We start from the raw sequence: 26660 nt of genomic DNA, 5'->3' as shown, positions 1-26660 counted from the left end.
CTTCGGCGGGGTGCGTGGGGTCTGACAGCAAGAATGCCCAACTCGATGAGTTGGGCATCGGTCCTACTGGAGGTGTCCCGGTGCCCTGCCGAAGGACCCGACGAGTCGCCGGGATCTTCGGGCAGGCAGGTCCTCGGACTCAGGTGGGGCGCGGGAGGCGCTTCACGTACACCGTTGCGGGACAGTTCCGGAATTGCACCGGATTCCCCTGCTGCTGCTTGGCACCGATTCTACTTGACGCGTCGCTCTGCCGACGGCAGTTGCCCGGGTCGAGCGTTCGGTACGAGCGAGTCCCGCCCTGCCGCCAGCTCCGGTACGTACTTGTAGAGCGTCGTACGGGACACGCCCAGCAGCTTGGCGATCGAGGTGATGGTGTTCTCCGGGTCCGTCAGCAGCCCGCGAGCGTGGCGGACCTGCTCCTCCGTCATGGCGGGCGGTCGACCAATCCGTTCGCCGCGTGCTCGCGCGGCCGCAAGGCCCTCGTGGGTGCCCTGCACGATCAGTTCTCGGATGAACTCCGCGAGCGCGGCGAACACGTGGAAGACCAGGCGCCCGCCGGGCGTGGTTGTGTCGAGGGACTCGTGCAGCGACTGGAAGCCGATCCCGCGCTTGCGGAGTCCGGCCACGATGGAGATCAGGTCTTGGATCGAGCGACCCAAGCGATCGAGCGAGGGCACCACGAGCGTGTCACCGGGCCGGAGGTAGTCGAGGCACTTCCACAGTTCCTCGCGCTCCGCGTTTGTCGAATTCCGAAGTCCTTTGCACGGATGTCCGAACTCCCGTGCCCGCTGGCCCTGATGACCTGTTCGGCGAGCCCGGCTGGTTCGTTTCCGTCAGGTCAGCATGTCTTGCGGTAGGGGATGTCGGGGATGTAGGTCTTCCACTCCTGTTCGGTGAGAGGGCCTGACTTGGCGCAGAGGTCTCGGATCAGCTGCGCAGGGGCGATGGTGTAGGTGAAGAATCTGCCGTACCTATCCATGCTGGTCAGCGCTGAGCCGTCGGGGGCGAACGCGAGCGCGACGATCTCGTCGATGTACCCCGTGAGCGGGGCGCCGAGCTGGGTCCGGGTGCGACTGTCCCATACCTTGATCTGGTAGGTGGGTCCGGACTGGTGGACCGTGGCGAACAGTCGGCCGTCGGATGAGGCGGCGCTGGCCCTTTCCGGCGTGAGCAGGGGAGGGGTTACGGCGCCAGTGCGCAGGTCGTTTCCTTCGGGCAGGAGCGTCTGAGCGTCCCAGAGCCGGATGTAGGGCCGGAATTTGCGAGGGTAGGTGTAGATCGTCGCGCCATCGTCGCTGGTGGAGTCCACCTCCAGGCTCGGGGCGCCCTTGGTGATGACCCGGCCGGAGGGGAACGCGACTCTGCCGAGGTTCGGGGCGGCGATCACGGATTTGCCGTCGGGCTGGAAGAAGACGGCCCCTCCGTTGCTGGGGTAGCCGAGGTCGGCGTGCACCTCGCGGATCCGGCGCATGGTGGTCAGGTCCCAGAACGTGAGCGTGTTGGTCTGGGCTTTCACGACCTGGACGGCGAGTGACTTGCTGTCCGGCGAGAACGCGACCGCCTTGTCCGGTGCGAATGGGTACGGCTGCGTCGCTCCGCCGGACTGGTCCTTTTCGAGGATGGACAGGCTGCCTAGCAGTGATGGTTTCTTCTTGGCCGTATCCCAGATCTCGATCTGGGTATCGGCGACGACGGCAAGCAGCCGGCCATCGCGGCTTGGCTGCATCTTGTCCACGAGCTGACCCGTGCTGCCCACGACTGACGTCATGGTGGAACGCTTGGTCCGCGAGAGCGGTGACCAGATTTCGATGTCGTTGCGAGTACGGAGCGCAAAGGTGGACCGGTCGAGGCTCACCGCGCCCTCGTCGTAGTACCCACCGGTCGACTCGGGGGTTTTGGTGAAGGCACGGACGTCGAGCGACCGGACGACGCCGTCGGTTCCGGCGCACCGGAGCTTCGAGTCGTCGGCCGTGAAACGCAGGGGCGTCAGGGGGTGACACTCGCTCTGGGTGGTCGCGTAGCGCATGACAGGCTCGGAGGCCCGCAACGCTTCTGTGTCCCAGACGATGGCGTTCCGCACGAGAAACCGGCCGTCGTGACTGAAGTAGAGGGGATAGTCAGGGTCCTCGGCGCCCTTGAGTTCGGTGCCGAGATGCCCTCCGCCGCGTCGGTCGAACACGTTGATCTTGCCGCCCTTGAGCGTCAGAGCCACGGACTTCCCGTCCGGGCTGAACACCACGGGCCCCTGGATGTCGGTGGCCTTGACCCCGTAGGGGAGGGGGACGGGCAGCTTCTTCTTGGTGTGTGTGTCGAACCAGGTGAACGGCTTTCCCTGGCCGCCGCTGGGCAGGGAAAGTACGCGTTCGTCCGGAGAGAACGAGGAGTCCGCCAAGAAGGAGACAGGTCCGCGGGAACTCATGGTGATGATCTTGCGGACGGTGCGGGTGTCCCAGATGGCCAGCGTGGTCTCTACGGCCGTGTCGGTCGCTTCGATCGATTCGGTCATCAGGTAGGTGCCCAGCGGGCTGACCGTTGTCCTCGGCCAGAGTCCGGTGCTCTCTTTGGCGGTGGGATAGGTGTGAGTGGTGCGTGGGCGGGCGCTGGAGACGTCGAGCAGGCGGGTGTATCCGTCATCGGTGCTCACGGTGGCTGTCTTGCCGTCGTCGGAAAGGTCCACTTGGTGGACCCTGGCCGGGGCGGTGTAGGAACCGGTCTTCACCCGGGCCTTGACGTTCCAGAACTCCACACGGGTGCCCGCCGCCCCCACGAAGGTCTGCCCGGTGCCGTCGAGATCGGATTCCGTCGCCACGAAGCCGGGCAGTTTGAGCGCATCGTCTTCCCACTGGTTGCGCAGGGCCAGCAGGGCCGACCAGGACTCGGGAGTGCCGGCCAGGCGCCCCGAAGCCACTGCCAGCCGCCGGGCGAGCTCAGGATCCGTGCGGCGGACTGACTGGGCGGTGCCGGCCACCTGGGCGGAGGCGGCACGGTCACGTTGGCCGATGGCGGTCTGCCGCTGGTAGAAGGCGATGCCGGTGGCGATCAGGGTGAGTGCCAGCAGCCCGGCGAGGATGGTGTTGATGCGCCGGGTACGGCGGATGTCTGCCTGCTGGCGCTGGATGTCTGCCTGCTGGCGCTGTCGGCTGGCTTCCAGGAGCGAGGTGATCTCGGCAGGGAGCGGGCGTTGGCCAGCCCATTCCTCTCCTTCTGCGAGGAGGGAACCGTCCAGCAGGTCGCCGGGAAGGCGGCTGCGGGCGTGGCGGGTCTGCTGTTCGGCGGCGCGCAGGTGCCAGACCTGGAACTGATGGTCCTGGGCGACCCAGTCACGCAGGTCGGCCCAGTCGCGAATGAGCGCGTCGTGGATGAGTTCCGCTGCCGGTTCGCCAGAAGCCGCGCCGGGAGGTGTGGTGGTGCCAGTGGTGACGATGCGGTAGCGGGTCAGGGCCTCCAGTACGACATCGAAGGCGGCATCGGCGGCCGGGCGGGTGAGTTTCGGGTCGGCGGCCAGGGCGCGGAGGCGGGTGAGGGAGACGAGCCTACGGGTGGCGGGGATGCCGTTGGTTTCGTCGGCGGGACGGACCAGCGCGGTGAGGATCCGTTGCGCGGTGGGGTGCTGGTCGCCAGGCAACTGTCCGAGGGCACGGTTGCACCAGGCCGTCAGGCTGCCGGTGACTTTGCCGATTTTCTCGTAGGCCGCGTGGGTGAGGCTGCCGTCCTCGCGGCGGCGGCGCACCCATAGCTGACGCAGAGCAAGTTCCAGCGCCGGGAGCAGGGTTACTGGTGCATGCCTGGCCGTCGGGCCGGTGTCCAGGATGTCGTTGACGATGCGGTCCGCCAGGTCGGCTTCGAGAGGCAGGCCCACGGCTGCGGCGGGCCGGTTGATGATCTCTTTCAGTTCGGGGCGGCTCAGCGTCGCGGGGATGTTGCACAGCCCGGGCACGGCGGCGTTCATCAAGCCGGGGGCGAGTGCGTCGAGCGGGGCATAGAAGTCGTTGCGCATGACCAGCAGCACGGTCACGTCGGCGTGGGAGTCGGCCAGCTCCACGAGCTGGTCCACGGCTCGCGGACGTCCGCCGTCGGCACCTCGGTCTGAAACGGGGGCCAGTTGGGCGAGGATTTCCTCGAACTGGTCGATGACCAACAGCAGACGGTCGTGATCAGGCTCGACGGCCAGGCGGGCCCCGGCCGCGGCCGCCAGGCCGTCGGCCGCAGCACCGGGCAGGCCCGCATCTTCCAACTGCGTGAGAAGGTCACGCCCGGGGCGGGCATACACAGGCAGCCAGCGATCGCTGCCCGGGACTGCTCCCTTAGCCAGGGCAGGCAGAACAGCCGCGTTGACCAGTGACGACTTCCCCGCTCCGGAAGGGCCCAGCAGCATCAACAGCCGCCGGTTTTCACCCAGGGCCGCCAGCACCCGCTCCAGGGCCGCCCCCCGACCGTGGAACCAGTCGGCGTGCCGGGCGGTGAACGGCTCCAGCCCCAGATACGGGCACACCTGGTGCTCGGCCAGCCGGGGCCGCACGTCCCGCAGCACCTCGGCCGGAGTCGCGTAGGCGATACCCAGCCCTTTCCCATGGACATCGGAGGAGGCGATGGAGCTGACCATGCCGATGACCAGGCCGGTCACCTCGTCCACTACCGGGGCGCCACTGAACCCGGTGGTCAGATCGTTGGCCCGTGTCAGCTGAAGCAGATGCACGGCACCGTTGCCCGCAGGCAGGAGGTCGCCAGCTTCGGCGTACCCGAAATGGCCGCCCTGCGGTGCCTGGGCGGGGAACCCGAAGGAGAAGACTCGATGTCCCCGGCACCCCGCGCTCACCCCCACGGCCATGCCCCGGGCCCCTGCCGGAACAGCCTCCAAGCGGAGAACAGCGACGTCGTCCGCCTCGGGCGCCCGCCACCCCTCAGCCACCACGTCGGCCATCACTCGCGGTGCGTCCGGCAGATGCGGGAAGACCACCTCCACCCGGTCCCCCGGGGACCCCCCGGCGCGGCGTACGACATGCGCGCAGGTGAAGCCGGTGCCCTCATCTGTCAGGAAGCCTGCCCCGGTGACACCACCGTCGGCAGCGAGTACCTGGAATACCGCCACGGACACCGTCGGCTCACCCGCCCCGGCGAGCCGGCCATCATCGTCTGGGCCGTCGCCGGAGCCTGATGCAGGCTCGTCCCCCACGGTCATTCCCCTTCATTTTGTGGGTTCCGCTCCCCCGACTCTCCGCTCTCCCACACCATGCGAACCTTCAGATGGACGGCTGCTTCGCCAGCAGTGATGACCGCCCCGGCCTTCGCCGACAGATTCACTCCGAACTCCACCTCAACCGTCCGAGAACCCGTCCCTCTCAGCTGGTCCCGCACCGCCCGCGCCATCTCCCCCACCGGCACCAGCGCCTCCTGCAATGTGCGAGGTAGATCACGCACTGCGTCACCGACCCGGCCCGCCTTCACCGGCCCGCTGAACTCCGAGGCGCCTCCCACCTCCTCCAGCAGGATCGTCCCCCCGCCTTCCAACGGCATCCTCGCAAACTCCGGCATCGGCTCCCCTCACGAAAAAGTCTGCCCGCACTCAATACCCAACTGGGCAACAGTGCCCCACTGCTCGCTCCCGTACCTTGCCCACCAAGAACCACCACATACGGACGGGACAGCTCCGCAGACCACGGGCATGGGGAGATGAGGAGGGGAGCACCAACAAGCGATCATGAGCGGGAGCTGGGTGACCCGCCCTGGGCGTACTTCGGGTACACATTGATGTTTCGGTCGCGGGGGGGTCTTGATCTGGATCGGCTGGGTCCAAATCCGGTGCGGAGACCAGGAGATCGACGCCGTTGTCCCGGACTGGGTCTGAGACCTCCAGGCCCGCGCGTACGACTTCGCCGATGAGCCAGTGCCGTCCGATGATGTCGACCTGCTGCCCTGCTGCTTGAGGAGCTTGGCGTACTCGATTTTGTCGGCGGGGTGGGCGGCGGGGCGGCCGATGCGGCCGCTCCTCGCCCGGCTGTAGCGCGAGGCCGCGTCCTCGCGCTACCCAAGATCGGCGTTCCTCCACAGAGCGGCAGGACCTCCGCGATCCGCCAGCCAGTCCTACAGGCCCCGGCCCCCGTCATCGCGAAGGCCCTCGGCTACCACGACAAGACCGCTACACGGCTGGTCACCGAAGCCGGAGGCACCTGGGGCCGATACGCCCCCGGCGACCACACACAGTGAGTTGTCGCTTTACTCCAGCTGGCATGCCCCGTCACTCGGGAAAAGAGAAGCCCAGTTCACGCAGGCGGGGCAGGCAGGCTTCGAGGCACTGCTCCACGGACGCAGCATCGGTACGCACGAGGATGTCGTCACGCAGTGGGGCGCCACTGGCCACGAACGTCCAGGGCTTCCGCCTCTCTGCCATCCGCTCAGCATCAGCCTTGACAGCACGGTTATGCCCTGTTCAGCCAGCGCTTCCATGATCGCGACAATGTCCACCGGTGACCCCTCCAGAAGTGCCTCGGGCACACCACGGTGAACCTATCCGCCCAAGGACGGACCACGAACACCGGCCTCGCCACTCAGAGCGACCAACGAGGGCCGTCCAAGCTGGAATACGCGACACCTCGACATGTGGGCCTACCAGTCCCGGGGCCGTTCTCCCGCTCGTCGTAGAGCCGTTGGGCGAGCGCAGCCTGGTCCGCGGTGAGCTTCGGCCGGCGTCCCAACCGGCCGCGGGCCCGTGACCGGCGAAGGATGCTGCCTGGCTGATCGTCGGTCGGCTGGTCAGGTCTTCAGCGCCGGGCCGTGGTTGAGGGCGGCGACCTCGCGTGCGGACTCGGCGATGGCGCGGAAGTCCTTCCGCAGGATCGCACCGTGGTTGCTCGCGACCTTCGCGCTCACCTTGATGTTCGGGTTGCGGGCGGTCACCGCATCGAGGCCGGCGCGTATCCGTTCCTGCTCATCACCGCGGCTTCCGAAGGACGCCCCCGAAGCAACCACGTACCGCGCCGGGACGCTGATGTTGTCCAGCACAGGGCCCAACTCGCGCTCGCGGGCGAGCTTGCCGAGTTCGATGTTGCTGTCGGCCTGCTGTTCGGCGGTCATCCGCGGGGTCAGGCCGTCGGGCGCAGCAGCGGCAGGAACCAGCCCATCCGCCGGAACAGCTTCTGGATCCGCTGCTCCATTGCCTCGTCGAGCCAGTCGTACAGTTGCGCGCCGTCAACCAAGACCGCGCCCAAGGTACGGTCCGGATTCCGGCTGGCCCAGTGCGCCGCGACGAACGCTCCGTAGGACCAGCCCACCAGCAGCCCCTGGTCCCCCCGGCCGCGAGAACGGCATCGACATCCCGGACGGCTACCTCGAAGGAATAGTCCGCCGAGCGCTTCGATTTGCCGCGAGCCCGCTCGTCGTAGGTGATGTGCCGCCACTCCGTCCCCAGTTCAGCGATGACCCGCCGCCAGTAACCCTGAGTGGCGAACTGGCCATTTGAGGTAGACCACAGGGATACCGGACCGTCAGTGTCGGTGACGGCCAGGGCCGTATCGTCAACCGGCACCATGCCGGTCCACTTCGAGTTGGTCGAGGAAGTGCTGTTCTTCGTCATGTGGTCCACCTGGTCGCGTGAGGCGTCCTGTACGACTTCTCCAGGCCCCTGCATGTGGATCGCAGGCCCCTGGACCTGATTGGCCGTTGGCTTCTTTAGAGGCTGCGGGCGGTGATGTCGCCGTGGTCGGTGGTCGCGTGGATGTTCAGGCGGGCCGCGGCGCCTTCGGTGTTCTTCAGCGCGTTGTGGATCCGGCCGTAGCCGGTGCCGGCGTCCAGGGAGGCGGAAACTCCGTGGGCGGCGCCGACCGTCACGTCGCCCATCTGGGTGCGCAGCACGACCGTGCCGGAGGTGGTCTCGGTGATGTGGATGTCGCCCTTTTGGTTGCTGATCTCCGCGGGGCCGGTAAGGCGGCCGACCGTGATGTCACCGGCGTAGGCGGCCAGGCGCACGCTCGCGGCCTCGTCGATCTTGACCGCGCCGTGCGCGCCCTCGAAGGCGACGTCGCCGAGCCGTCCGACGCCCCGGAACTCGGCGGCGGCCGCCTTTGCCTCGATGCTCGAGCCGGCGGGCAGCTGGATGGTCACCTCGATGGATCCGGAGGCGCCGAGGATCTGGTTCTTCTCCGTCGGGGCGCTGATCCGCAGGACGCCGTCGCCGAATTCGACCGTGGTCTGCTCGGCCGCCTTCACGTCGCGGCCCTTGGAGGCGTTGGCGGGCAGGACCTCGACGGTGGTATCGGCCCGGTCGGCGGCGATGACCTGGATGCGCCCGGCGGGGATGTCCAGGACGGTGGAGATCGCGGCGGTGGTGTCGAACTTCTTCATCATGCTCTCCTCGTGCGCTCGTTGTTTCTGACATCGCAAACGCTACGTTGCGTTCAAGGAGTGAGCAACTAGTTCGTTGCGTCTAATTACTATTAGTGCAGATGAGAGTACAGATTTCGTTGCAACGGGCGTAAATCTAACGCAATGACAGGCGCCTGATCGTTGCATTGGACTGTGAGTGAACGCTACGTTGGCCGCATCAGGGAAGCACGAAGGGAGATCGCGGTGCCGGGAGGCAGACTCACCCAGCAGGAACGTCAGCAGATCGCGCTGGGGCTGGCCGACGGCCTCGCCTACGCGGAGATCGCCCGACGTCTCGACCGCCCCACCTCGACGATCACGCGTGAGGTGATGCGCAACGCCGGCCCCACCGCCTACCGCGCCGACCTGGCCCACCGCGCCACCGAACGCCGAGCCCACCGGCGCAAGCACGCCCCGCCCCGAGAGCAGGGGGCGCCTGCGCAGGGCCACGGGCGGGACGACGAGGCCGTGCGCGAGTACGAGGAGGCGTTCACGACCCTCCTGATGCATCAGGGCCTGCCCAAGATGACGGCTCGGGTGCTGACCTGCCTCTTTATTGCCGACGCGGGCAGCGTCACCGCGTCCGAACTCGTCCAGCACCTCCAGGTCAGCCCGGCGTCCGTCTCCAAGGCGATCTCGTTCCTCGAAGAGCAGGGCCTCATCCGCCGGGAACGCGACGAACGGCGCCGCGAGCGCTACTTCGTCGACGACGACGTCTGGTACCAGTCGACGATCGCCAGCGCCCGCGGCATCGCCCAAGTCGCCGAGACCGCACGGCAGGGCGTCAGCGTCCTCGGCCCAGGCACCCCGGCCGCCGCCCGCCTCGAGAACATCGCCCGCTTCAGCGACTTCATCAGCGAGAGCATCCTGCGCGCCGCGGAGCAGGTCCGCGAAGTCCTCTACACGAAACCCGAAGCGAGCCCAGGCGGCACTGCCAAGCCACGTTCAGATCCCGGATAGACAGCCGTCTTGACGGTCCCAGCCAGTGGTGCCCACAGCCGGCCCCCTCAACCTGAGCCGACCCCCTCGCGCGCCCGCCAGGCGGCCTCGTTCATGTCTTCCAGCGGGTTAGGGAACCGGCCCTCCAGCTCGAAGAACTTCAGCAACAGGGCAGAGAAACGGGGCCCGCCGCAGTGGGCGCGGATTGAGCCGTTGCTTCCGGACCGGACGCCGAAGCGGGGTGGCCGGTGGCGGGATCACCGGGAGGTAATCGATGCGATCGCCTTCAAGTTCCAGACCGGATCGCAGTGGGTCTACCTGCCGGAGAAGTACGGGATCGTGCGGGCTCACCAGCACGCGGCCGGGGCCCGCAAAAAGGGGCCCCGGCCGGCGAGCCGGCAGACCACGCCATCGGCCGGTCCCGGGGCGGGCTGACCACAAGGATCCATCTTGTGGCCGACGCTCACTGGCGGCCGCTCGCCTTCGTGCTCACTGCGGGGCAGGCCGGTTACGCGCCCGCTTTCGCGGACGTGATGGCCCGCCTGCGCGTGCCACGCCGACGCGGACGGCCCCGGACCCGGCCGGAGGTGGTCCTGGCCGACAAGGCCTACTCATCCGCGAGCACCTGCGCAAGCGCGGTATCCGAGCGGTCATCCCCCGTCCCGGCCGACCAGCAGGGCCACCGGCTACGGCGCGGCAGCCGCGGCGGAAGGCCACCCGCCTTCGACCGCGTGACATACAAGCAACGCAACACCGTCGAGCGGTGCATCAACCGCCTGAAGCAGTGGCGAGGCATCGCCACCCGCTACGAGAAGACCACAACCATTTACCTGGCCGGACTCCACATCGCGGGCATCTTCCTCTGGTCCGCCCGATGATCCAAGCGAAACCGCCCAGGCCGTTTCGCTTGGATCACTGTCACGACGGCCCGCCCGGTTGGGTACCTCCGGCTTGGTCCGGTCAGCGGTCCGACGCGGACCGCGGCCAGCCCTTGAACAGGTTCGAAACTCGATGTCGGGCCATGATCCCGCCTGCTACTGTCGCCCTGCTCGAGCAGGGATGATCGGCGGTTCCACAAGCCCCCCTCCTCGATTGCCCTGGGGAGGGACTTTTTCGTGATTCGTCCGCTGAACAAGCGGGCCACGCGCCACAAGCGCGCGCTCGCCCGTATCGCTCTCACCGTCACGCTTGCCGTGACCGCCGGAATCGGCACCGCCGCGGGGACGGCCGTCGCCGAGGTCCCCGGCGCGTCTGCCGATCCCGTCGTCATCAGCCCGGGCGCACGCTTCGTGCCCCGCGCCACCATCGTCCTGAACGCCGGCGAGACCGGCTTCCTCACCGCCCAGGAGGGTGACGACCGCCTCCGTTGGATCGACTACGCCACCGGTGCGACGACCGTCCTCGACCACCGGCTGCCCGAGCCGCTCGCCTACAACGTGGACGAGTTCCGTTTCGCCCAGTACCCGGCGGACTTCGGCCACGGCTCCGACACCGTCGCCCTCTACACGGAGTCCCCGGCCCCGCACGTGACGCTCCAGCAGCGGGCCGGCAGCGGACCGTCGAGCACGGTCCCGATCCCGGAGGGCCAGACGTACGTCGCGACCTACGGCGACACCGTCATCACCCGGACCGGTGCCGAGAACGCCGTTACGAGCCTGCACCTCCTGCGCCTGGAGAACGGCGAGGTGCGGGACCGGACACTGGATGGCCTGCCGGAGGGGTGGAACCTCACCATCAGCGAGGGCGACGCCCGGTCCGTCGCCGTCCGCGGCATCAAGTGGGAGGACAGCACGATGTCCCAGGGGTGGTGGGTCGTCGACCTCGCCTCCGGGAGCGTGAAGGCACTCTCCACGCAGGGCGAGAGCGTCTCCTTCGACCGGGACACCGTCTTCCACGTCGGCGCACTGTCCAGCTACGCCGCCCAGGTATACCGCCGTGACGACCTGGACGCGGAGCCGACCACCCTCGACCTGCGGGACGTGGCCTACAACGACGCCGTCCGGCGCCTCGGCGACGACCTCGTCACCGTCTCCCCGCCCAACCCCGGCAACAACGAGTACCGGGGCAACCATCTCGTCCTGCGCGACGCCGAGGGGAACTCGAAGTCCCTGCTGGCCGTCGCCTCAACCTCGGTGCACCGCACGCCCGACGGCTCGCTCCTGGTGGCAGGCGCGGAGGAGAACACCACCTACGGCGCCCTCAACTGGGGGTACTACCGCTTCACGCGCGCCGCGGACGGCACCATCACCCGCAAGCGCCTCGCGGACATCGAGGACCGGGAGGCGAAGCCGGCCGGCATCTCGCTCGGCAGCGGCATCCTCACCACGGCCGACGACTCGCAGCACTACAGCCCGGGCACCACCATCGGCGGCTACCGGAGCACCTGGCTGAAGACCTCCGGCCGTCCGGAGGAGCTGAACTCGACCGTCGACGGCCTCGTGTCCGGCCGGGACGACGACTCCTGCAGCCCCACCTCCGGCACCTACTGCGTGACGATGTTCGCGAGCGGCGACGGGCATCACGGCCGCAAGGCCGCGACCGAGCAGGACGTCACCATGCTCTACCGGAACGGCACCGCTCCATGGGGTCCGAGGGTGACTTCCGGACTCAGCAGCCCCCAACTCGTCGACCTCTCCGGCCGGTTCGGTGTCGTGAACCAGGCGTCGGGCGGTGAGCAGGCGGTCCTCCACTTCAAGGACGCCGACACCGGGAGCGTGCTCCTGAAGCGGCAGCCGGTTGCGTCCTCCGTCTGGGGCAACACGCTGTGGAGCGCCCTCGGCCGGTGGGACGACACCAGCTCGGGCGTGCCGACCAAAGTGGCGGCGAAGAACCTGTCGACGGGCGCCGCCGGCGAGTCCTTCGACGCGGGCTGCGTCCCCAGCGACCTCCAGGCCGTGGGCCGCTGGGTGTACTGGCGGTGCAGCGACTACTGGCACGACTTCCGGGGAGCCGGCGTCTATGACCGGCAGGCGAAGCGCTTCCTGAGGCTCGGCGCCGACGAGACGCTCCTCGGCGACGGCTACCTGGTCCGCCGCTCGGACGCGGCCGGCCTCACCCTCGTCGACCTGCACAACGGTCTCCCGGTCAGCGGTAAGGAGGCGGACCTGCCCCAGCGCGTGGTCGCCACCTCCACCGAGCTCGGGGACCGGACCGCGCGCCGGGCCGGGTGGACCGTCGACCGCTTCGGCGGCCACGTCGCCTACACGGGCGAGGACCGGCGGGTACGGATCGTCCCGTCGGGCGTCCCCGCCTCCCAGGCCGCCGTCATCGACGCCGACACCCCGGCCGCCGCCGACATCAAGGCCGGAGCCTGGAAGTCGCGGTGGTGGCTGTCGAAGCCTGGGGCCTCGTGGTCGCTGGTGCTGAAGCACAAGGTGACTGGGAAGGTCGTGCGGACGCTCACCGGGGGCGAGGCCCGTGGTCTGGTCGCGCCGTCGTGGGACGGGAAGGACGCGAGCGGGAAGCTCGTGGTCAATGGGGCTTACACATGGACCCTGGCCGTCAAGCCGGCCGACGGGCAGGGGGCCGATCTTGCGGCCTCCGGGACCGTAGCGGTGAGCGGAGGTGCCGCCGTGTGGCGGGACACCGGCGACGACGGGTTCGGTGACCTGCTGGTGACGGATCCCGCCGGGGCCGTATCGCTGTACCGGGGGACGGGTACGGGCGGGCTGTCCTCCCGTATCGCCGGGTCCGGCGGCAAGTTCGCCGCCAACTCCGTGCTCGTGCCCTTCGGGGACGTGAACGGCGACCGATGCGGTGACGTGCTCGTGCGGGTCGGGGACCAGCTGCGGGCGTATCGGCCCGGGTGCGGGAAGGTCGTCACCGCTTCGTCGCCATACACGTTGATCGGTTCCGGCTGGGGGCAGTACGACCAGCTGACGTCATCCGGCGATGTCAACGGGGACGGGTTTGTCGACTTGGCTGCCCGTCAGGCATCCACCGGTGACATGTACTTCTACGCCGGTACGGCCGATCACCGGCTGAAGTCGCGGGTGCGGATCGGGACCAACTGGAAGCTGTACAAGCGGATCGTCGGGGCCGGGGACCTGAACGGGGACGGGCGTGGCGACCTGCTCGGGGTCGACTCCGCCGGTGTGCTGTGGCGGTACTCCGGGACCTCCACCGGTGGCGTGACCACGCGGGTGCGGGTCGGCGGCGGGTGGGGCGTTTACTCCGCTCTCGTCGGGACCGGTGACCTGTCCGGTGACGGGCGCGCCGATCTGCTGGCGCGGGACACCACTGGGAAGCTGTGGCGGTACGCCTCCACCGGTGCCGGTACGTACGCCGGCCGGGTGCTGATCGGCACCGGTGGCTGGAACGGATTCAAGGGCCTGTTCTGACGCTGAAGTGAGGGGAGTTCGCCGTCGGCGCAGTCGCTGCGCCGACGGCGAACTCCTTTCGTGGGGGCCGTTGCCCGGCCTGTGCGCCCCCTGACGATTGGCGGGGTGTGGGCGACGACAACCTCGGCCGGCGGGAGTGATCCAAACGAATCGGCCTAGGACTCCGAGGCCGTCTCCCACGCGACCGACGAGCACACGGCTGAGCCCATGAACGTGGCGCTGTGCACCTGGTGACAGGTCCACAGCGCCGTCGCTTCGGTCGCTGTCCGGTCCTCAGCTCTCCGGCAGCGTTATCCCGAGCTCGCGCATCGCCTCGGACTCCGGGCCGCCCTCGGACCGCTGGGTCTTGTAGCCCTTGACCCTGGGGGCAACGGTCCGCGGGTCGACGGCCTCCGACGGCGCACCGGAGGCGTACAGGCCGCTGGGCCGGCCGTCCCGGTCGTGGGGGAGCAGCCAGAAGACCCGGCGCAGGAAGGTGCCCGATGCCCTCGAGGAACGGGCCTCGGGGCCGAGGACCGCGTAGCCGACCATGCGGCCGTCGCGGTGGTAGGCGGGCTTGCCCCGGCGCGTGGGCAGCCGGTCCAGGCTCTGGCGCACGTAGTCCAGGGTGGTGGTGTCCTCCAGCCACACGAGCTCGCTCTCGTGGGCGAGTTGACCGGGTTCGATCAGGGCGCTCACGAGGTTTCTCCCACTTCAGCGTTGAGCCCGATACCGGGGTAGAACTTCCGCTGGTTCGAAAGGATCATGTCTTTGGGGGTGGCGATGCCGACAGTCTCCCGCACCCGGGCGGCAAAGGCCCTGGAGGAGGCGGGGTTGGCGCCTTCCAGCTGGCACCACTTCTTGTAGCTGCTGTAGAGCTGGGCCTGCTCGGCGCGCATGGCGGGTGCCCGTGTGCAGCACTCGCCCAGGAAGCGCCCGGTGTGGTCCTCGGTCTCGGCGTAGGCCGTCGTGGCGGTACGGACCTGCTGAGGGCCCGTGAGATCGCGGGAGCCTGTGAGGTAGCGGCGGGCGCCCGTGATCAGCCAGTTGAGGATTCCCGGCCCCTCCTCGGTGACCAGGACGTCGGCGAGGTTGTCCACCTTGCGGTCGTCCGCCACGACCCGCTCGAACGGGATGAGTTTCATCCGGCGCCAGAACGCGTACCCTCCGGTACCGACTTCGGGCCGGTGGTTGCCCAGCAGCCACAGCTTGTGGGTCGGGTTGAAGCCGAAGAAGTCCTGGCGCATCCGGCGGGCCTTGATGCGGTCGCCGCCGGTCAGCAGCTTGACCCGGGCCTCGTCGAACCGGTCGCCGGGCTTGAGCTCCGAGCACACGATGATGCGTCGGCCGTGCAGCTCGGCCAGGTCGGTGGGATGCCCCTCGAAGGGGCGCGCCATGAGGAACCCGGGCGGGGCCGCGTCGGCGTAGTCACCCAGCAGTTTGACCATCACGTCCAGCAGTACGGACTTGCCGTTCTTCCCCTGTCCGTAGAGGAACGGCATGACCTGCGCGCCGACATCGCCGGTGACGGAGTAGCCCAGCAGTTCGTGGAGGAAGTCGATCATCTGGTGGCCGTCGGCGTCGTCGCCGAAGGTGTCGGTCAGGAACTGCTGCCACCGCGGTGTGGCCATCGCCCGGGCGGCCACGCTCGTGGCGCGCGAGTGGTAGTGCTTCTCCGGGTCGGGTGCCACGAGCATGCCGGTGGTGAGGTCGATGACGCCCGCGGGCGTGCACAGTGCGTACGGATCGGCGTCCAGCAGGGAGGCGTTGAGGACCATGCCCGGTGCCGCCTTCGCCTGCATGAGCATGGCCTTCATCCCGGATGTGGACAGGGCCCGGCGGCGGTGGCGGCGCAGTGCGGAGTCGGTGTGCCGCGCACGGGGGTCGGTCTCGGCGAGCGACTCGGCCATCTCACCGGCCGCCCAGAGAACGTTGTCGTCCTCGTCGATCTCCCAGCGGTAGCCGGACCACCGGTACCAGCCGAGGCCCGGCACGTGCCGGAAGTCCCGCCCGTACAGGGACACGAACAGCTTGGCGTTTCCTCGGTCGCTGAGACTGTCCGGCAGCAGACCGTGCTCGCTCACGCGGGTCGCGACGGGTTCGGACGCGCTCTGGGCCGGTACGCCGCCGGGGGAGCCGAGCATGATCTGGCGGGCGACTTCGACAGGGTCGAACAGGCCTTCCTGAGGGGACGGTGCGTCGTTCACGTACGGTCTCCCGGATTGAGCGGCCGCCGGCTGCCCGCGCTCATCCCGCTGCGGATGATCTGCAGGGAGCGGCGTTCTTGGCCGGGGCGGGCATGTGCGGCGGCAGCCACCAGTGCGGACTCCGCGTCGGCGAGGTTCATGCGGCCGGCGCCCACCAGACCGCCTGCGGTGAAGGCGGCGCGGTTGAGCTTTTCACTGAAGCCGGCGCCCTGTGCGATCGCGGCGCACTCCGTCACCGCCGTCAGCACGGTGGCCAGGGTCCGGGCGGCGGCGTCGCGGCCACCGCGCGCGGCGATGACGGCGGCACGAGCCCGGGAGGGTACGGGCGTTGCCGACCTCGGGGCGGGCGGCGCGGGACGGTGGCCGGTGCGCTCCAATTCCGCCGCGAGCCAGCCTGGCAGCGGCGCGGGGCGCCTGACGGGTCGGCAGGCGGTGTAGGTGCCGGTGGCTGTGGTGGTGCCGGGAGCGATGATGTAGCCCCCGTGGGCGCGCACATCGACCTGCCAGGCCAGTGCCCGTCCGGCACTGGAGCCGGTCGAGCACCGCCAGGTGTGACCGGCCTGCGCGGTGTACCACAGGTGCAGTCCTCCCGAGGGGGTGCGCACGCGCAGGGTGGTGTCGTCCTGGCTCGGGTCCTGTGCGCCGCGCAGTGCCGCCAGCAGGGCCAGGCTGTGAAAGCCGTGGCGGAGGCCCTCCAGGGTGACGGAGGCGGGGATGTGGATTCCGGGCAGGAGCCGGTCGGGATCCGGCAGCGGTACCGGGTGTGCGTCCACGTCGATGACGACGAGGCCTGCAGGCCCGCAGGCAACGCCCACGCCGAAGCGGGGCTGCTCCGTCCACCAGTCCAGGATCCGGGACTGGTCGGTGGTGGCGGCGTGAAAGCCGTGGCACCAGCGACCGGCGGAGATGCAGGGACAGGTCTGCGGGCTGTGCGGCTGGTCCCGGCAGTCGGTGCAGTTGGCGGCCGGGGTTTTCCGTCCCGGGGCCAAGGGGTGTACGGGCCAGCCCTGTTCAGCGCACCACAGGGCGGTGTCCAACGGCGTTCCCGGTCTGTGCCCGTCGTCCTCGGTCATTGCGAGCCAGGATGAGTCGCTGCCAGAAATCCCCAGCTCAGGGGGCATTGATGGTTCCTTTCAGCGACCGAAGCGACTCAAGGTCGAAATGCGTTCAGCACAGGCTAGCCCAGAGCACTCCGACAATCCGGCAGGCAGCGAATTGAGGGGGACGCGGTGCGTCCGCACCTCCTGATCGCTCTCACCAGCGACCGAAGCGACCCAGCCAGGCCCATGACTCCGTCCCGCGAGCGCGGGACGGTGACCTCCGCCCCTGCCGGCACCTTTGGCGGCCGGTCCGTGGGGGGACCGCCGCCGGCGGCGGCGGGGCGGGGGAGAGCTGCTCAGAGGGCAGCGATGTCGGCGTTCGCCGTACAGGTGCCGGGTCCGGTCCCGGGCCTGCCGGTCAGGAACGCTTCCGACAGCGCGGGCCGTTGAACGGACTCCTCGGGCGCCGTCGTGGTCAGCGGACCGGGTGGTGATGTGAGAGGACGTTCCTTGGTGAGCAGCATGCCGTTTCCCCCGGGCGTGCGAAGTGACGCTCCGCGGCTTGGAGGCGCGCAGAGCCTTGCTGTGCTGTATCAGGCGCCAGCTGCCTCTTGGCCGCCAGTTCCCCTTTGGCGTGCACACGGTCCGCCCGCCTCAGGCGGATCATCGTAAACAAAAATAAAGGGTGTTCGGTCTGTTTGTCGAGTGAGACGTGAGTGCTCCTGTGGCAGAACCAAAGTGTGAACGGGCGACTGGCCGGGCCGGGGCCGGCTCAGGAGTGGATGACTCCGCCGGACCCTGAGCCGCCTGACCCTGAGGTGTCGTCACCGAACGGCCCGGCGGGAAGGGGGGGTTCCGCCTGGCCCGCGCCCGGTGCCCGTCCGGTTTCGCCGCTCACGCCCGCCTCCTCCACGCACACTCCCGACAGGGCCAGTCGCCAGATGCTCTCGAGCTGAGCGACCCCGCTCCCCGATGCCGCCCCCGCCTGCAGCCCGCGGCGGAGATACGCCTCCGCCCCCGCCGTCAGGTACTCGACCAGCGTTGTGACGTCCGCGGGCCGGGTCCCGCCCCGCAGCTGCCCGTTGGCATGCGCCTGGTCGAGCAGCTGCTGCACGACCGGGAGCCAGATGTCCGACCAGCCGCCGGTGCCCGGACGCTCCCTGGCGAGCCGCACCGCGGAGCGGACGGAGGTCTCCTTCTCCAGCAGACGGGTGAGCTCCAGCGTCAGTTCGACGACCTTGCCCAGCGCGGGGCCGGGCCGGGCCGTCACCCGCAGCAGCGTGGCCTGCGTCAGCGCACGGCCCTCGGCCATCACCGCATCGGCCAGTTCGCCCTTGCTGGAGAAGTGGAAGGTCAGTGCGCCCAGGGAGATGCCCGCGGCCTTGCAGACCTTGGCCAGGGACGTGCCGTCGTATCCGTCGCGGTCGAACTGTGCGGATGCCGCCTGTACGAGGGCCGCTCGCGTCCGCACCGCCCGGTGCTGCTTCGCCATGCTCACTCCGAGTTGAGTTGTGCGGACGTCGTTCAGGCCGGTGGCACATGCCGTAAAGCGTGGGTGTGGGTGTGAGGCCGGCCGACTCGCTGCGTCGGCCCAACCGTTCCTACCCGGCGGGGAACCCACACGCCCGAGCCGGACCTCCAGGCCCCTTGAGGATCCGTTCCAGACCGTAGACGAAGGTTCTGAACGAACGCTGTGCGGGCTTGCGTACAGTGTGCGTAGTGACGTACATTGTGCGTACAGTGAACGGCGTACGGATCGGATGGAAGGTTTGATGATGGAGCCAGCAGCCCGCCAACTCCCCGCAGCCCCCCGGCCGTTCGCCGCGTTCGCCCGGTTCGTGCTGTGCGGTGGCGGCGTCGGTCTCGCCTCCAGCGCCTCTGTGGCGCTGCTGGCTTCGCTGATGCCCTGGGCGCTGGCGAACGCACTCATCACCGCGGCGTCGACCGTCCTCGCCACCGAGCTCCATGGCCGCTTCACTTTCGGGGCCGGGTGCCGACCCGGCTGGCGGCAGCACCTGCAGTCCGCCGGGTCGGCCGCGGGCGCCTACGTGGTGACCTGCGCCGCGATGTTCGTGCTGCACCTGGTCCGGGCGTCGCCCAGCATGTTGTGTGAGCAGATCGTCTACCTCTCGGCCTCCGGTCTCGCCGGAATCGGGCGCTTCGTCGTGCTGCGTGTCGTCGTCTTCGCCGGCGGCCGGGGCGCGTCCCAGGCGCGGCCCGCCGAGAACGCCAAGGCCGACCGTGCGAGGGCACGTTCTGCCTCGTACGCCTACGCCTCGTACGCCAAGTACGGTGTGCGCCCTGCGTACGTCGCCTCCGCGCAGACCTCTCGGCGCGTCCCGCTGCCCCTGCTCGGCGGGATCGGGGATGCCACCCGGCCGGTACTGCTGGGATCCGGCCGGGTCAGGCCGGTGATGGCCCTGTGCGGCTGAAGTGCGGTCAGGTCAGGACAGGCTCGGTGTCGTTGGCCGCGCTGTCGAGGTACTGGTCGAGGCGGGCGCCGCTCGCGATGGGGATGGCGGACAGGACCTCGTCCGGAAGGTCGAACGCGTCCACGAGCGTCAGCAGATGCGGGGCGAGGCCGGCGACGACCGTCTCGATGGCCCTGGGAAGTTCGCGTACGTGCGAGACGGTCAGACGCTCCTCGGCGAGCAGGTCTCCGGAGTGCTCGCGCAACTGCTGGAGCAGGAACAACCGGCACAGGGACTCGAGCAGGAAACGTGCCGTGGGGTCCGTCGCCTGCGCGGCCGCGGCGATAAAGGCGTCGGCCGCCTTCAGGCGTGAATGGGCCGAGACCATCTCCAGGGCGGGGCCGGAGGTTCCGTTCCAGCGGGCGACCGGGTCGCCCGAGGGCCCCCGGCGCACCGCCTTGCGGGCTCGCGCCTGCCACAGGGCCTCGACGTGGGCGAGCAGGTCGCGCAGGAAGTCCAGGTCGGTCAGCTGCCGTTCGGCGGGCGGAAGGTCGTGGGAGTCTCGCAGGTCCACCTGGTGGCCGAAGACCATTTCAGCGGCGGCCTTCACCCAGATCACGAGGTTGTCGCCCTCGGCGGTGATCCCGCCCTCGATGTTCAGTGGCAGGTCGGCCAGGCCGTTGGAGGGGAAGAGGCCCTGTGCGCCGCACCGTTCCCGGCACTCGGTCGTGATCTCGCGGGCCTGCCAGGTGATCCAGCCCTTGGCGACAGCGACCAGACGCTCCACCTCCGCCCGGTCCTGCGCGGTGTGTCCGGCCCAGCGGTCCACCACAGAACGGTGCAGAAACGTCATGGCGTAGGCCGTCGCCGCCGAATCGAGAAGCCGGCCGTGGTGGCTGCTGTGCGCGGCAAGCGGTATGCGCTCGCCGCTCTTCGGTCCGCTGATGTGGCGGCTGTGGGCGTAGCGCACCGCGATGCTCAGTGCGGCCCGCGACATGCCCAGAGTGCCCGCGCTCATGCAGAGCTTGCCCATGGTGACGCGCCCGATGGAGCGCAGCAGGCGCTTGCGCCGGTTGCCCAGGTTGCTGCTCAGGTTGCCGTCCTTGTCCAAGCGGCCGTGCCCGGCCTCCAGCAGGGCCTCCTGCGGCAGCCATACGTGGTCGAAGGCGGTGAGGCAGTGGTCGACGGGGGTTCCGGTGCGCTCCGGCAGCAGGCGGACACGCACCCCGGGCAGGTGCCCGTTCTCGTCGCTCAGCGGGGTGAGGAAGAGGAAGACACCCTGGTCCTGGCCATCGATCACGAGCCGGGCGGCCACCACGGCGCTCTTCGGCCCGCCGATCAGACTCGTGTTGGGCATGAACTTCTGCGCGCCAGGAGTCGGCGTGTTCAGGATGAACCCGCCGGTCGCACGGTCTAAGACGGCGACGGTCTCCATTGCGGCCACGTCGTTGCCGTGCTCCAGCTCAGTGCAGAGAAACGTTCCTGTGCGCCGCATCGAGGTAAAGGGGGACAGGTCCCGCTGCTGGTAGTCGTCGTGGTCGACCAGGCTGCCCAGGAAAAGGTTGTAGTGGATGCTCGCCAAGGTGCACAGTCCGCCGTCCATGAACCCGGTCCACTCGTGCAGACTCGCCAGACGGTGGGGGTCGCACGCGAGCGCCTCGGCGTCCTCGACGGCGTCGTTGACCAGGCGCAGACGGGCGTAGGAAAGAGCGGCCCGCTCCGCCGGGGCGAGACCGGGACGGTAGGAGAACTCCTCGCCGCCGATGAGCTTGCGCCACGACTCATGGATCCGGTCCCGGTCCTGTTGGTCGAAGAGCAGGTGTGCCAGTTCGCCGGCGGCCAGCGCACGGCTCTCGAACTGCGGATCGTCCGTGGGCGAAGCCGCGGAGGCCGTTTCTGCGTCTGTTCTGGTAGGCGTTTCCTTCTGGAACGTGAGCACAGTCATGCTCAGAACCTCTCCCCCGTGAAGGTACCCATGAGTGGGAACTCAGGCCTACAAGATACGTACCAACCGGTTTCTATTCAAGGGTGATTCCGGGTGTCGTGACGAGTTGTTAACGCACGGCCGGTCGTCCGCCGCAGGCCCCGAGATCGGTTACCGGAAGCGGTAGTAGCGGCTCTGACCTGCGCATACTGTGTATGCGGCGGGCGCTGGCGGAAGGCTCGGCGGCCGCCTCGCAGGAGCGTTGAAAAACCGTACTCCCGGTTTTATACTGGGTCCTGCTCGTCGGTTTTGAGGGCGATTGGTGCCTGCGGGACCACTCACGGGCACGGAGAGCGGCGAATTCACGCCCTCACCCCTACGGAGCGTCACCGAGTGCTAGCATACGAACCCTACGGTTTCTTTACGGGGCGGTTGGGGGGTACGGAGGAGTGGCTGTGGCGCAACAGGAACGAGCTATCAGGACGCGCGAGAAGATCCTTGTGGCGGCGGCTGAGGTCTTCGACGAGGTCGGATACGACGCGGCAACCATCTCGGAGATCCTGAAGCGGTCCGGGGTGACCAAGGGAGCCCTCTACTTCCACTTCACTTCCAAGGAAGAGCTCGCCCAGGAGGTTCTGGCCACGCAGGTCAGCGCTCTCCCACCGGTCCCGGCCCAGGATCTGGTTCTGCAACAGGTCCTGGACGAGGCGCTGGTGCTCGCGTATCTGCTGCACATGGGTGACCCCATGGTGCGGGGAAGCGTGCGGCTCACCGTGGATCAGGGATCCCCGCAGGACGGTCTGGACCGGCGTGTTCCGATGCAGGGGTGGATCGACCACAACGTGTCCCTCCTCACCGAGGCCAAGGAGAGAGGGGAGATCCACCCCCATCTCGACATCGCGGACACCGCGAAGCTCCTCGCCGGCAGTTTCACTGGGGTCCAGGTGCTGTCGAAGATCATGACCCGGCACGAGGACATCGTGGAGCGGGTGGCGGACCTCATGAGGACTCTGCTGTCGGCCATCGCGGTTCCGGGCGTGCTCGTACGGCTGGACTTCGCCCCGGACAGGGCGGCGCGCGTGTACGAAGGGGCCACCAGGCTGCGCGAGTTCGAGGCCGCCAAAACGGCGGTGTGACCGCTGCCCGCGGCTCCTGGGGCGCTGCCCGGGCGATCTTGTCCGGCCCGCGACAGGCCCTGGCCCGGCGGGGAACTTGTACTCCTCGGTGTGCGTCTGTGATGAGGCACAGGACGCAATGACCGACCGAATGGAGTGGACGGATGAACGCGACTGCTTGCCCGTATGCGCTGGACGTTGCCGGGCGGGACCTGCCGGGTGAAGTCGCCATGCTGCGGGCACAGGGGCCGGCGGTCGAGGTCGAGTTACCGGGTGGAGTGATCGCATGGGCCGTCGTGCGTCAGCAGTACGTCGAGCAGCTCCTGACCGATCCGCGCGTGTCCAAGGACGCCCGGCTGCACTGGCCGGAGTTCATCGAGGGGCGGATAACCGAGGAGTGGCCGCTCTACCCGTGGGTGGCGAACGAGAACATGCTGTTCGCCTATGGCGAGAAGCACTCGCGGCTGCGCCGGCTCGTCGCGGAGGCGTTCACCGCACGGCGCACCGCTGCCCTGCGGCCCCGTGTCGAGGAGATCACCGCCGAACTGCTCGACGACCTGGCGTCCGTGCCACCGGGACAGCCGGTCGATCTGCGCACGTCGTTCGCCGAGCTGCTGCCCATGCGGGTGATCTGCGAGCTGTTCGGAGTCGCAGGGGGCGTCGGCCGGGACGAACTGTCCGCCGCGTTGCACACGGTCTTCGACAGCATGGCGACGGCGCAGGAGATGGAGGCCGCGCGCACGAAGGCCTTCGGGCTGCTGCTCGAGCATGTGAGAGCCAAACGGGCCGAGCCCGGTGACGATCTGACGTCCACGTTGATCGCGGTCCGGGACAACGGCGACGGGCTCACCGAGAACGAACTGCTGGGGACCCTGTTTCTCCTGATCGCGGCGGGACAGGACACGACGTCCACGCTCATCACCAACGCCGTGGGCGCACTGCTCGCCCACCCCGGGCAGCTCGAGCATGTGCGCGCCGGCCGCGCCGGCTGGGACGAGGTGTTCGGCGAGACCATGAGGATGCACACTCCCGGCGCCTATTCGCCGATGCGTTTCGCCGTGGAGGACATCGAACTCGACGGTGTCGTGATCAGGAAGGGGGACCCCATTCTGGTCAACTTCGCAGCCGCCGGCCTGGATCCGGAGCGATACGGCGAGAACGCCGCCGCGTTCGACCTTCTGCGCACCGACCGCGACACCCTGGGCTTCGGCCACGGGGTGCACCGCTGCCTGGGGTTCTCCCTGGCCAGGCTGGAAGCCACCGCCGCCTTTGCGGCGCTCTTCGAGCGCTTCCCCGACATGGCACTCGCCCACCCCGCCGGGCAGCTGCAGCCCATGCCGACGTTCCTGATGAACGGCTACGGCTCCCTGCCCGTGGTGCTGTTGCCAGCAGTGGCCTGATCCCCGCGCCCCGCCCGGAGAGCAGTCAGACGGACTCCGCAGCCTCTACTAGGCTTGCGGAGTTCGCCGTTCCGGATGCTGGGTACGCGCGTGGTCAGGCAGGCATGGACCACGTACCCTAGAAACCGCCTCAGCGGTTTGTTAGTGTGGGTTTGTGCGGAGGGGGCCGCAGTCTGCACCCGCCGCTGTCCCTCTGCACCACCGGAGCCCTCTGATGGCCAAACAGGAACGCGCGGTACGTACGCGCAACGCCTTGATCGAGTCCGCCGCCGAGCTGTTCGACCGCGACGGTTTCGAACTGGCCTCACTGTCCACGATCAGTGCCCGGGCCGGGGTGAGCAGCGGAGCGCTGCACTTCCACTTCTCCAGCAAGGCGGCCCTGGCCGACGCGGTCGGCCAGGAGGCCGCGCAGCGGCTGGATCGGATCACCCAGCAACAGGCCGACGGCGCCCTGCAGATGCTGATCGATGCCACGCATGCCCTCATCCGCACCCTCGAGGACGACGTTGTGCTGCGCGCCGGGTTCGACCTGAGCGACAGCCTCGAGCACGTACGAGCAGAGGCCGGCCTGCGCCGTACGTGGCAGGAGTGGGTGGAGGACGTCCTGGTGCGGGCCGACGGGGAGGGCTCCCTGGCGCGGGGGCCATCGGTGCGGGACGCGGCGACCGCCGTCGTGGCGGTGACGGCGGGGCTGGAGAGCCTGGGCCGCCAGGACGCGCGGTGGCTCTCGCACACTCCCCTCACCCGGTTCTGGAGGCTGCTGCTGCCCAGGCTCGCGGAGTCCTCCAGCCTCGACACCCTGGTGGCGTCCGGCACCGGGGCCGGGCTGCGCTGACGGTTCGGCACTGCCGTGGTGCCGGGCCGGCCGGTTGTGGTGCCGGGGGAGCGGGCCCGGGTACGGTCCGCCGCTCAGCGTGCGGGCACCGGGCGGGTGGACAGAGCTGTCCGGTTCGCCGCGAGCTGTGCACGGTGAACAGGCCTGCGCCCGCCGGGCGTTGCCTTGTCCCGCCTGCCGGGGTGCGTGCCGCCCGGTTCGAGCACGGTGAGCGCCGCCCCAGTGGCCAGGCACGGAAGGATGAGTTCCCACAGGCCGGTGAGTGTCTCGTGCGCGAGCCACTCGGCGTCGTTCCTGGCGAGGACCTCCAAGCCGGTGGTCGCCGCCACGATGGAGGCGGCCACGTTGTGCCGGGCGACGTCCTCGGAGAGCAGGTTCTCGTCCGCGGCCTCCTCGAGCAGCCGCTGGACGTACCTGTGCCACTCCTGGCACAGGTCCCACTCGGCCTTGCACGCCTCGTCGCAGCTCAGCTGAAAGCCGGCGCGGGCCACGACATCGCGGCGCAGGGTGTCCGCCAGGGCGTGTGAGGCGTCGGTCAGCTTCTGCAGCGCGTTCATGCCGGGCTGCCGGGTCGCCGCGCGGACTGCCCGGCGCAGGCTCTCGGCGGCCTCGGCCTGCACCGTGGAGGCCACCGCGGACTTGTTCTCGAAGTGGAAGTGCAGGGCGCCGGGGCTGACTCCCGCCCGGGAGCTGATGTCCGCCAGCCTCGCCTGAACGTATCCGTGCTGCTGGAACGCCTGTGCCGCGGAGTGGACGAGTGAGTGGCGGGTGCGTACGGCACGCTCCTGTTTCAACACCGGTGGCTCCTCGGGTAGGTGGGCGGAGGGCTATGACATAGTAAACCAACCTGGCGGTTTCTTTCAGGGTTTGCCGTACGCTCCTATTTCCCTCAATTGGCACATTGCGGCACGTCTCTGTTGTTCACATCGCATGCCGGCCCGCGCCGACTCCTTCGCGCCTCAAGTGCCGAGCGTCCTGGCGTTCGTGTCCGCACCTCCTGGCTGCAGGGCCGCTTGAGGGCGGCATGGAAGATTGCAAAAACAGCGCGATCGGTTTGGTATTGACAAACCGCCCGTCCCGTTTTTTACTCAGGTGTGCCGAGAAACCGGCTCTGCCGCGCAGCCCTCGGACGACCGGTGACTCATTGCGCGAATACACGAACAGGGGATACGGCGTGGACATCGATGTACTGGGCGCGTTGGCCGTCAGAGAGAACGGGATCCCGGTGACACCGTCGGCGCCGAAGCCGCGGCAGGTCCTGGCACTGCTGGCATTGCACGCCGATCAGGTGGTGCCCGTGGCGCTGCTGATCGAGGAGCTCTGGGGCGAGCGGCCGCCGCGCAGCGCGCGCACCACGCTGCAGACGTACATTCTGCAGCTGCGCGAGCTGATCTCGGTCGCCCTGGAGCACGACCCCGAGGACGCCGAGCCCCGTACCGCCAAGGACGTGCTCGTCACCATGCCGGGCGGCTACCTCCTCAAGACCTCGGGCGGCGCCAGTGACGTCCGCGAGTTCGAGAAGCTGGCCGGTACGGGCTACCGGGCGATGGACGCCGAGGACTTCCCGGGCGCGGCCCGCCAGTTGCGCGACGCACTCGCGCTGTGGAGCGGCTCCGCCCTGGTCGACATACAGGCCGGGCCGCAGCTGGAGCTGGAGATCCGGCGCCTGGAGGAGACCCGGCTGTGTGCTCTCTACCAGCGCATCGAAGTGGATCTGCGGCTGGGCCGGCACCGTGAGCTGCTGGGGGAACTGACCGTCCTGGTCAGCCGCCACCGCACGCACGAGAACCTGCACGGCCAGCTCATGCTGGCGCTGCACCGTTCGGGGCGCCGCGGAGAGGCCCTCGATGTCTACCAGCGGCTGCGCCACTCCCTGGTGCGGGATCTCGGCCTCGAGCCGTCCGTCGGACTGCGGCGGCTGCAGCGCTCCATCCTCATGGCCGCTCCCGAGCCCGCCCTCGAGGTGCCCGTGGCCGGCGGCGAACGACTGAGCCGCGTCGGCTGACCGACCGCCGCCAAGGCGCTCCAATACGGGGGCAGAAGCCCGCTCGTGCGGCGTACGGACCAGGAAGCGACCCTCGCGGGAGATGGACCGCGGGGGTCGCTTCGGCA

At 69.0% G+C, this 26660-nt stretch carries 18 protein-coding genes, 3 pseudogenes and 1 riboswitch; of the genes and pseudogenes, 8 read left to right on the top strand and 13 right to left on the bottom strand.

The annotated features are described in order from the left end of the window. Window positions 1-107: 107 nt before the first annotated feature. Window positions 108-244: riboswitch (cobalamin riboswitch) on the bottom strand. From SLUN_RS38780 to SLUN_RS38750, 6 genes and pseudogenes are all read right to left on the bottom strand, one after another. Further along, window positions 231-752: pseudogene (locus SLUN_RS38780) on the bottom strand (recombinase family protein); the annotation flags it as partial. (Overlaps the previous riboswitch by 14 nt.) A gap of 86 nt (window positions 753-838) precedes the next feature. After that, complete coding sequence (locus SLUN_RS38775) at window positions 839-5089, bottom strand: nSTAND1 domain-containing NTPase (protein WP_159100461.1); 4251 nt, start codon at window positions 5087-5089, stop codon at window positions 839-841. A gap of 86 nt (window positions 5090-5175) precedes the next feature. After that, on the bottom strand, window positions 5176-5532 hold the full coding sequence (locus SLUN_RS38770; RefSeq protein ID WP_108155248.1) for a CU044_2847 family protein: 357 nt from the start codon (window positions 5530-5532) through the stop codon (window positions 5176-5178). Between the two features lie 703 nt (window positions 5533-6235). Continuing rightward, entirely contained in the window at window positions 6236-6388 is a 153-nt protein-coding gene (locus SLUN_RS38765; RefSeq protein WP_254710057.1) for a hypothetical protein, read from the bottom strand. A gap of 362 nt (window positions 6389-6750) precedes the next feature. After that, a pseudogene (locus tag SLUN_RS38755) lies at window positions 6751-7570 on the bottom strand (alpha/beta fold hydrolase). Window positions 7571-7665: 95 nt separating this feature from the next. Next, entirely contained in the window at window positions 7666-8337 is a 672-nt protein-coding gene (locus SLUN_RS38750) for a DUF4097 family beta strand repeat-containing protein (RefSeq protein ID WP_108155247.1), read from the bottom strand. A 225-nt stretch (window positions 8338-8562) separates the two neighbouring features. Here SLUN_RS38750 and SLUN_RS38745 point away from each other — a divergent pair, with 225 nt between their 5' ends. The 3 genes and pseudogenes from SLUN_RS38745 to SLUN_RS38735 all read left to right on the top strand — a co-directional run bounded on the left by SLUN_RS38745 (window position 8563) and on the right by SLUN_RS38735 (window position 13637). Next, window positions 8563-9318, top strand: coding sequence for a GbsR/MarR family transcriptional regulator (locus SLUN_RS38745; RefSeq protein WP_108155246.1), 756 nt, complete (start codon window positions 8563-8565; stop codon window positions 9316-9318). 183 nt (window positions 9319-9501) lie between these two features. Then, a pseudogene (locus tag SLUN_RS38740) lies at window positions 9502-10175 on the top strand (IS5 family transposase). Window positions 10176-10412: 237 nt separating this feature from the next. Continuing rightward, window positions 10413-13637, top strand: a complete 3225-nt coding sequence (locus SLUN_RS38735; RefSeq protein WP_257153970.1) for an FG-GAP-like repeat-containing protein — start codon at window positions 10413-10415, stop codon at window positions 13635-13637. A gap of 273 nt (window positions 13638-13910) precedes the next feature. On the opposite strand, the gene SLUN_RS38730 is transcribed toward SLUN_RS38735, so the two are convergent. From SLUN_RS38730 to SLUN_RS42200, 5 genes are all read right to left on the bottom strand, one after another. Continuing rightward, window positions 13911-14315, bottom strand: a complete 405-nt coding sequence (locus SLUN_RS38730; protein WP_108155245.1) for a DUF6009 family protein — start codon at window positions 14313-14315, stop codon at window positions 13911-13913. Next, complete coding sequence (locus SLUN_RS38725; RefSeq protein ID WP_108155263.1) at window positions 14312-15760, bottom strand: DNA primase family protein; 1449 nt, start codon at window positions 15758-15760, stop codon at window positions 14312-14314. The genes SLUN_RS38730 and SLUN_RS38725 overlap by 4 nt, the downstream gene beginning before the upstream one ends. A 59-nt stretch (window positions 15761-15819) precedes the next feature. Next, window positions 15820-16896, bottom strand: coding sequence for a bifunctional DNA primase/polymerase (locus SLUN_RS38720; protein ID WP_254710054.1), 1077 nt, complete (start codon window positions 16894-16896; stop codon window positions 15820-15822). A 323-nt stretch (window positions 16897-17219) separates the two neighbouring features. Further along, window positions 17220-17387, bottom strand: coding sequence for a hypothetical protein (locus SLUN_RS39810; RefSeq protein ID WP_159100460.1), 168 nt, complete (start codon window positions 17385-17387; stop codon window positions 17220-17222). Window positions 17388-17635: 248 nt separating this feature from the next. Further along, window positions 17636-18355 (bottom strand): TetR family transcriptional regulator, encoded by a 720-nt coding sequence (locus tag SLUN_RS42200; RefSeq protein WP_108155243.1) that lies wholly within the window; start codon window positions 18353-18355, stop codon window positions 17636-17638. A gap of 280 nt (window positions 18356-18635) precedes the next feature. Here SLUN_RS42200 and SLUN_RS42540 point away from each other — a divergent pair, with 280 nt between their 5' ends. After that, window positions 18636-19295 carry a GtrA domain-containing protein gene (locus tag SLUN_RS42540; RefSeq protein WP_371413934.1) on the top strand — a complete coding sequence of 220 codons (660 nt, stop codon included), beginning with the start codon at window positions 18636-18638 and terminating at the stop codon, window positions 19293-19295. Between the two features lie 7 nt (window positions 19296-19302). Here SLUN_RS42540 and SLUN_RS38705 read toward each other — a convergent pair whose 3' ends face one another. Continuing rightward, window positions 19303-21219: an acyl-CoA dehydrogenase family protein gene (locus SLUN_RS38705; protein ID WP_108155242.1), complete on the bottom strand. Its 1917-nt coding sequence runs from the start codon at window positions 21217-21219 to the stop codon at window positions 19303-19305. A gap of 434 nt (window positions 21220-21653) precedes the next feature. Between SLUN_RS38705 and SLUN_RS38700 the strand changes: the two genes are divergently transcribed. From SLUN_RS38700 to SLUN_RS38690, 3 genes are all read left to right on the top strand, one after another. Further along, on the top strand, window positions 21654-22334 hold the full coding sequence (locus SLUN_RS38700) for a ScbR family autoregulator-binding transcription factor (protein WP_108155241.1): 681 nt from the start codon (window positions 21654-21656) through the stop codon (window positions 22332-22334). Window positions 22335-22477: 143 nt separating this feature from the next. After that, on the top strand, window positions 22478-23713 hold the full coding sequence (locus SLUN_RS38695; protein WP_108155240.1) for a cytochrome P450 family protein: 1236 nt from the start codon (window positions 22478-22480) through the stop codon (window positions 23711-23713). Window positions 23714-23927: 214 nt separating this feature from the next. Next, window positions 23928-24548, top strand: a complete 621-nt coding sequence (locus SLUN_RS38690; protein ID WP_108155239.1) for a ScbR family autoregulator-binding transcription factor — start codon at window positions 23928-23930, stop codon at window positions 24546-24548. Window positions 24549-24622: 74 nt separating this feature from the next. Here the strand turns inward: SLUN_RS38690 and SLUN_RS38685 are convergent, their stop codons facing one another. Continuing rightward, window positions 24623-25345, bottom strand: a complete 723-nt coding sequence (locus tag SLUN_RS38685; protein ID WP_108155238.1) for a ScbR family autoregulator-binding transcription factor — start codon at window positions 25343-25345, stop codon at window positions 24623-24625. 377 nt (window positions 25346-25722) lie between these two features. Between SLUN_RS38685 and SLUN_RS38680 the strand changes: the two genes are divergently transcribed. Then, the gene (locus SLUN_RS38680; protein ID WP_108155237.1) at window positions 25723-26553 is read left to right on the top strand and encodes an AfsR/SARP family transcriptional regulator; all 831 of its coding nucleotides are present in this window, start codon (window positions 25723-25725) and stop codon (window positions 26551-26553) included. Window positions 26554-26660: the final 107 nt, after the last annotated feature.

Origin of the sequence: Streptomyces lunaelactis (genome assembly GCF_003054555.1) — a bacterium.
Taxonomy (GTDB): Bacteria; Actinomycetota; Actinomycetes; order Streptomycetales; family Streptomycetaceae; genus Streptomyces; species Streptomyces lunaelactis.
The sequence above is the reverse complement of the archived record's forward strand: the minus strand, read 5'-3'. Positions and strand labels throughout refer to the sequence as shown.

Excerpts from the sequence above, each read along its gene's own strand:
- SLUN_RS38720 (WP_254710054.1), bottom strand. The coding sequence starts at position 16,896 with ATGACCGAGGACGACGGGCACAGACCGGGAACGCCGTTGGACACCGCC.
- SLUN_RS38705 (WP_108155242.1), bottom strand. The coding sequence starts at position 21,219 with ATGACTGTGCTCACGTTCCAGAAGGAAACGCCTACCAGAACAGACGCA.
- SLUN_RS38765 (WP_254710057.1), bottom strand. The coding sequence starts at position 6,388 with ATGGCAGAGAGGCGGAAGCCCTGGACGTTCGTGGCCAGTGGCGCCCCA.
- SLUN_RS42200 (WP_108155243.1), bottom strand. The coding sequence starts at position 18,355 with ATGGCGAAGCAGCACCGGGCGGTGCGGACGCGAGCGGCCCTCGTACAG.
- SLUN_RS38695 (WP_108155240.1), top strand. The coding sequence starts at position 22,478 with ATGAACGCGACTGCTTGCCCGTATGCGCTGGACGTTGCCGGGCGGGAC.
- SLUN_RS42540 (WP_371413934.1), top strand. The coding sequence starts at position 18,636 with ATGATGGAGCCAGCAGCCCGCCAACTCCCCGCAGCCCCCCGGCCGTTC.
- SLUN_RS38690 (WP_108155239.1), top strand. The coding sequence starts at position 23,928 with ATGGCCAAACAGGAACGCGCGGTACGTACGCGCAACGCCTTGATCGAG.
- SLUN_RS38750 (WP_108155247.1), bottom strand. The coding sequence starts at position 8,337 with ATGAAGAAGTTCGACACCACCGCCGCGATCTCCACCGTCCTGGACATC.
- SLUN_RS38725 (WP_108155263.1), bottom strand. The coding sequence starts at position 15,760 with ATGCTCGGCTCCCCCGGCGGCGTACCGGCCCAGAGCGCGTCCGAACCC.
- SLUN_RS38770 (WP_108155248.1), bottom strand. The coding sequence starts at position 5,532 with ATGCCGGAGTTTGCGAGGATGCCGTTGGAAGGCGGGGGGACGATCCTG.
- SLUN_RS39810 (WP_159100460.1), bottom strand. The coding sequence starts at position 17,387 with ATGCTGCTCACCAAGGAACGTCCTCTCACATCACCACCCGGTCCGCTG.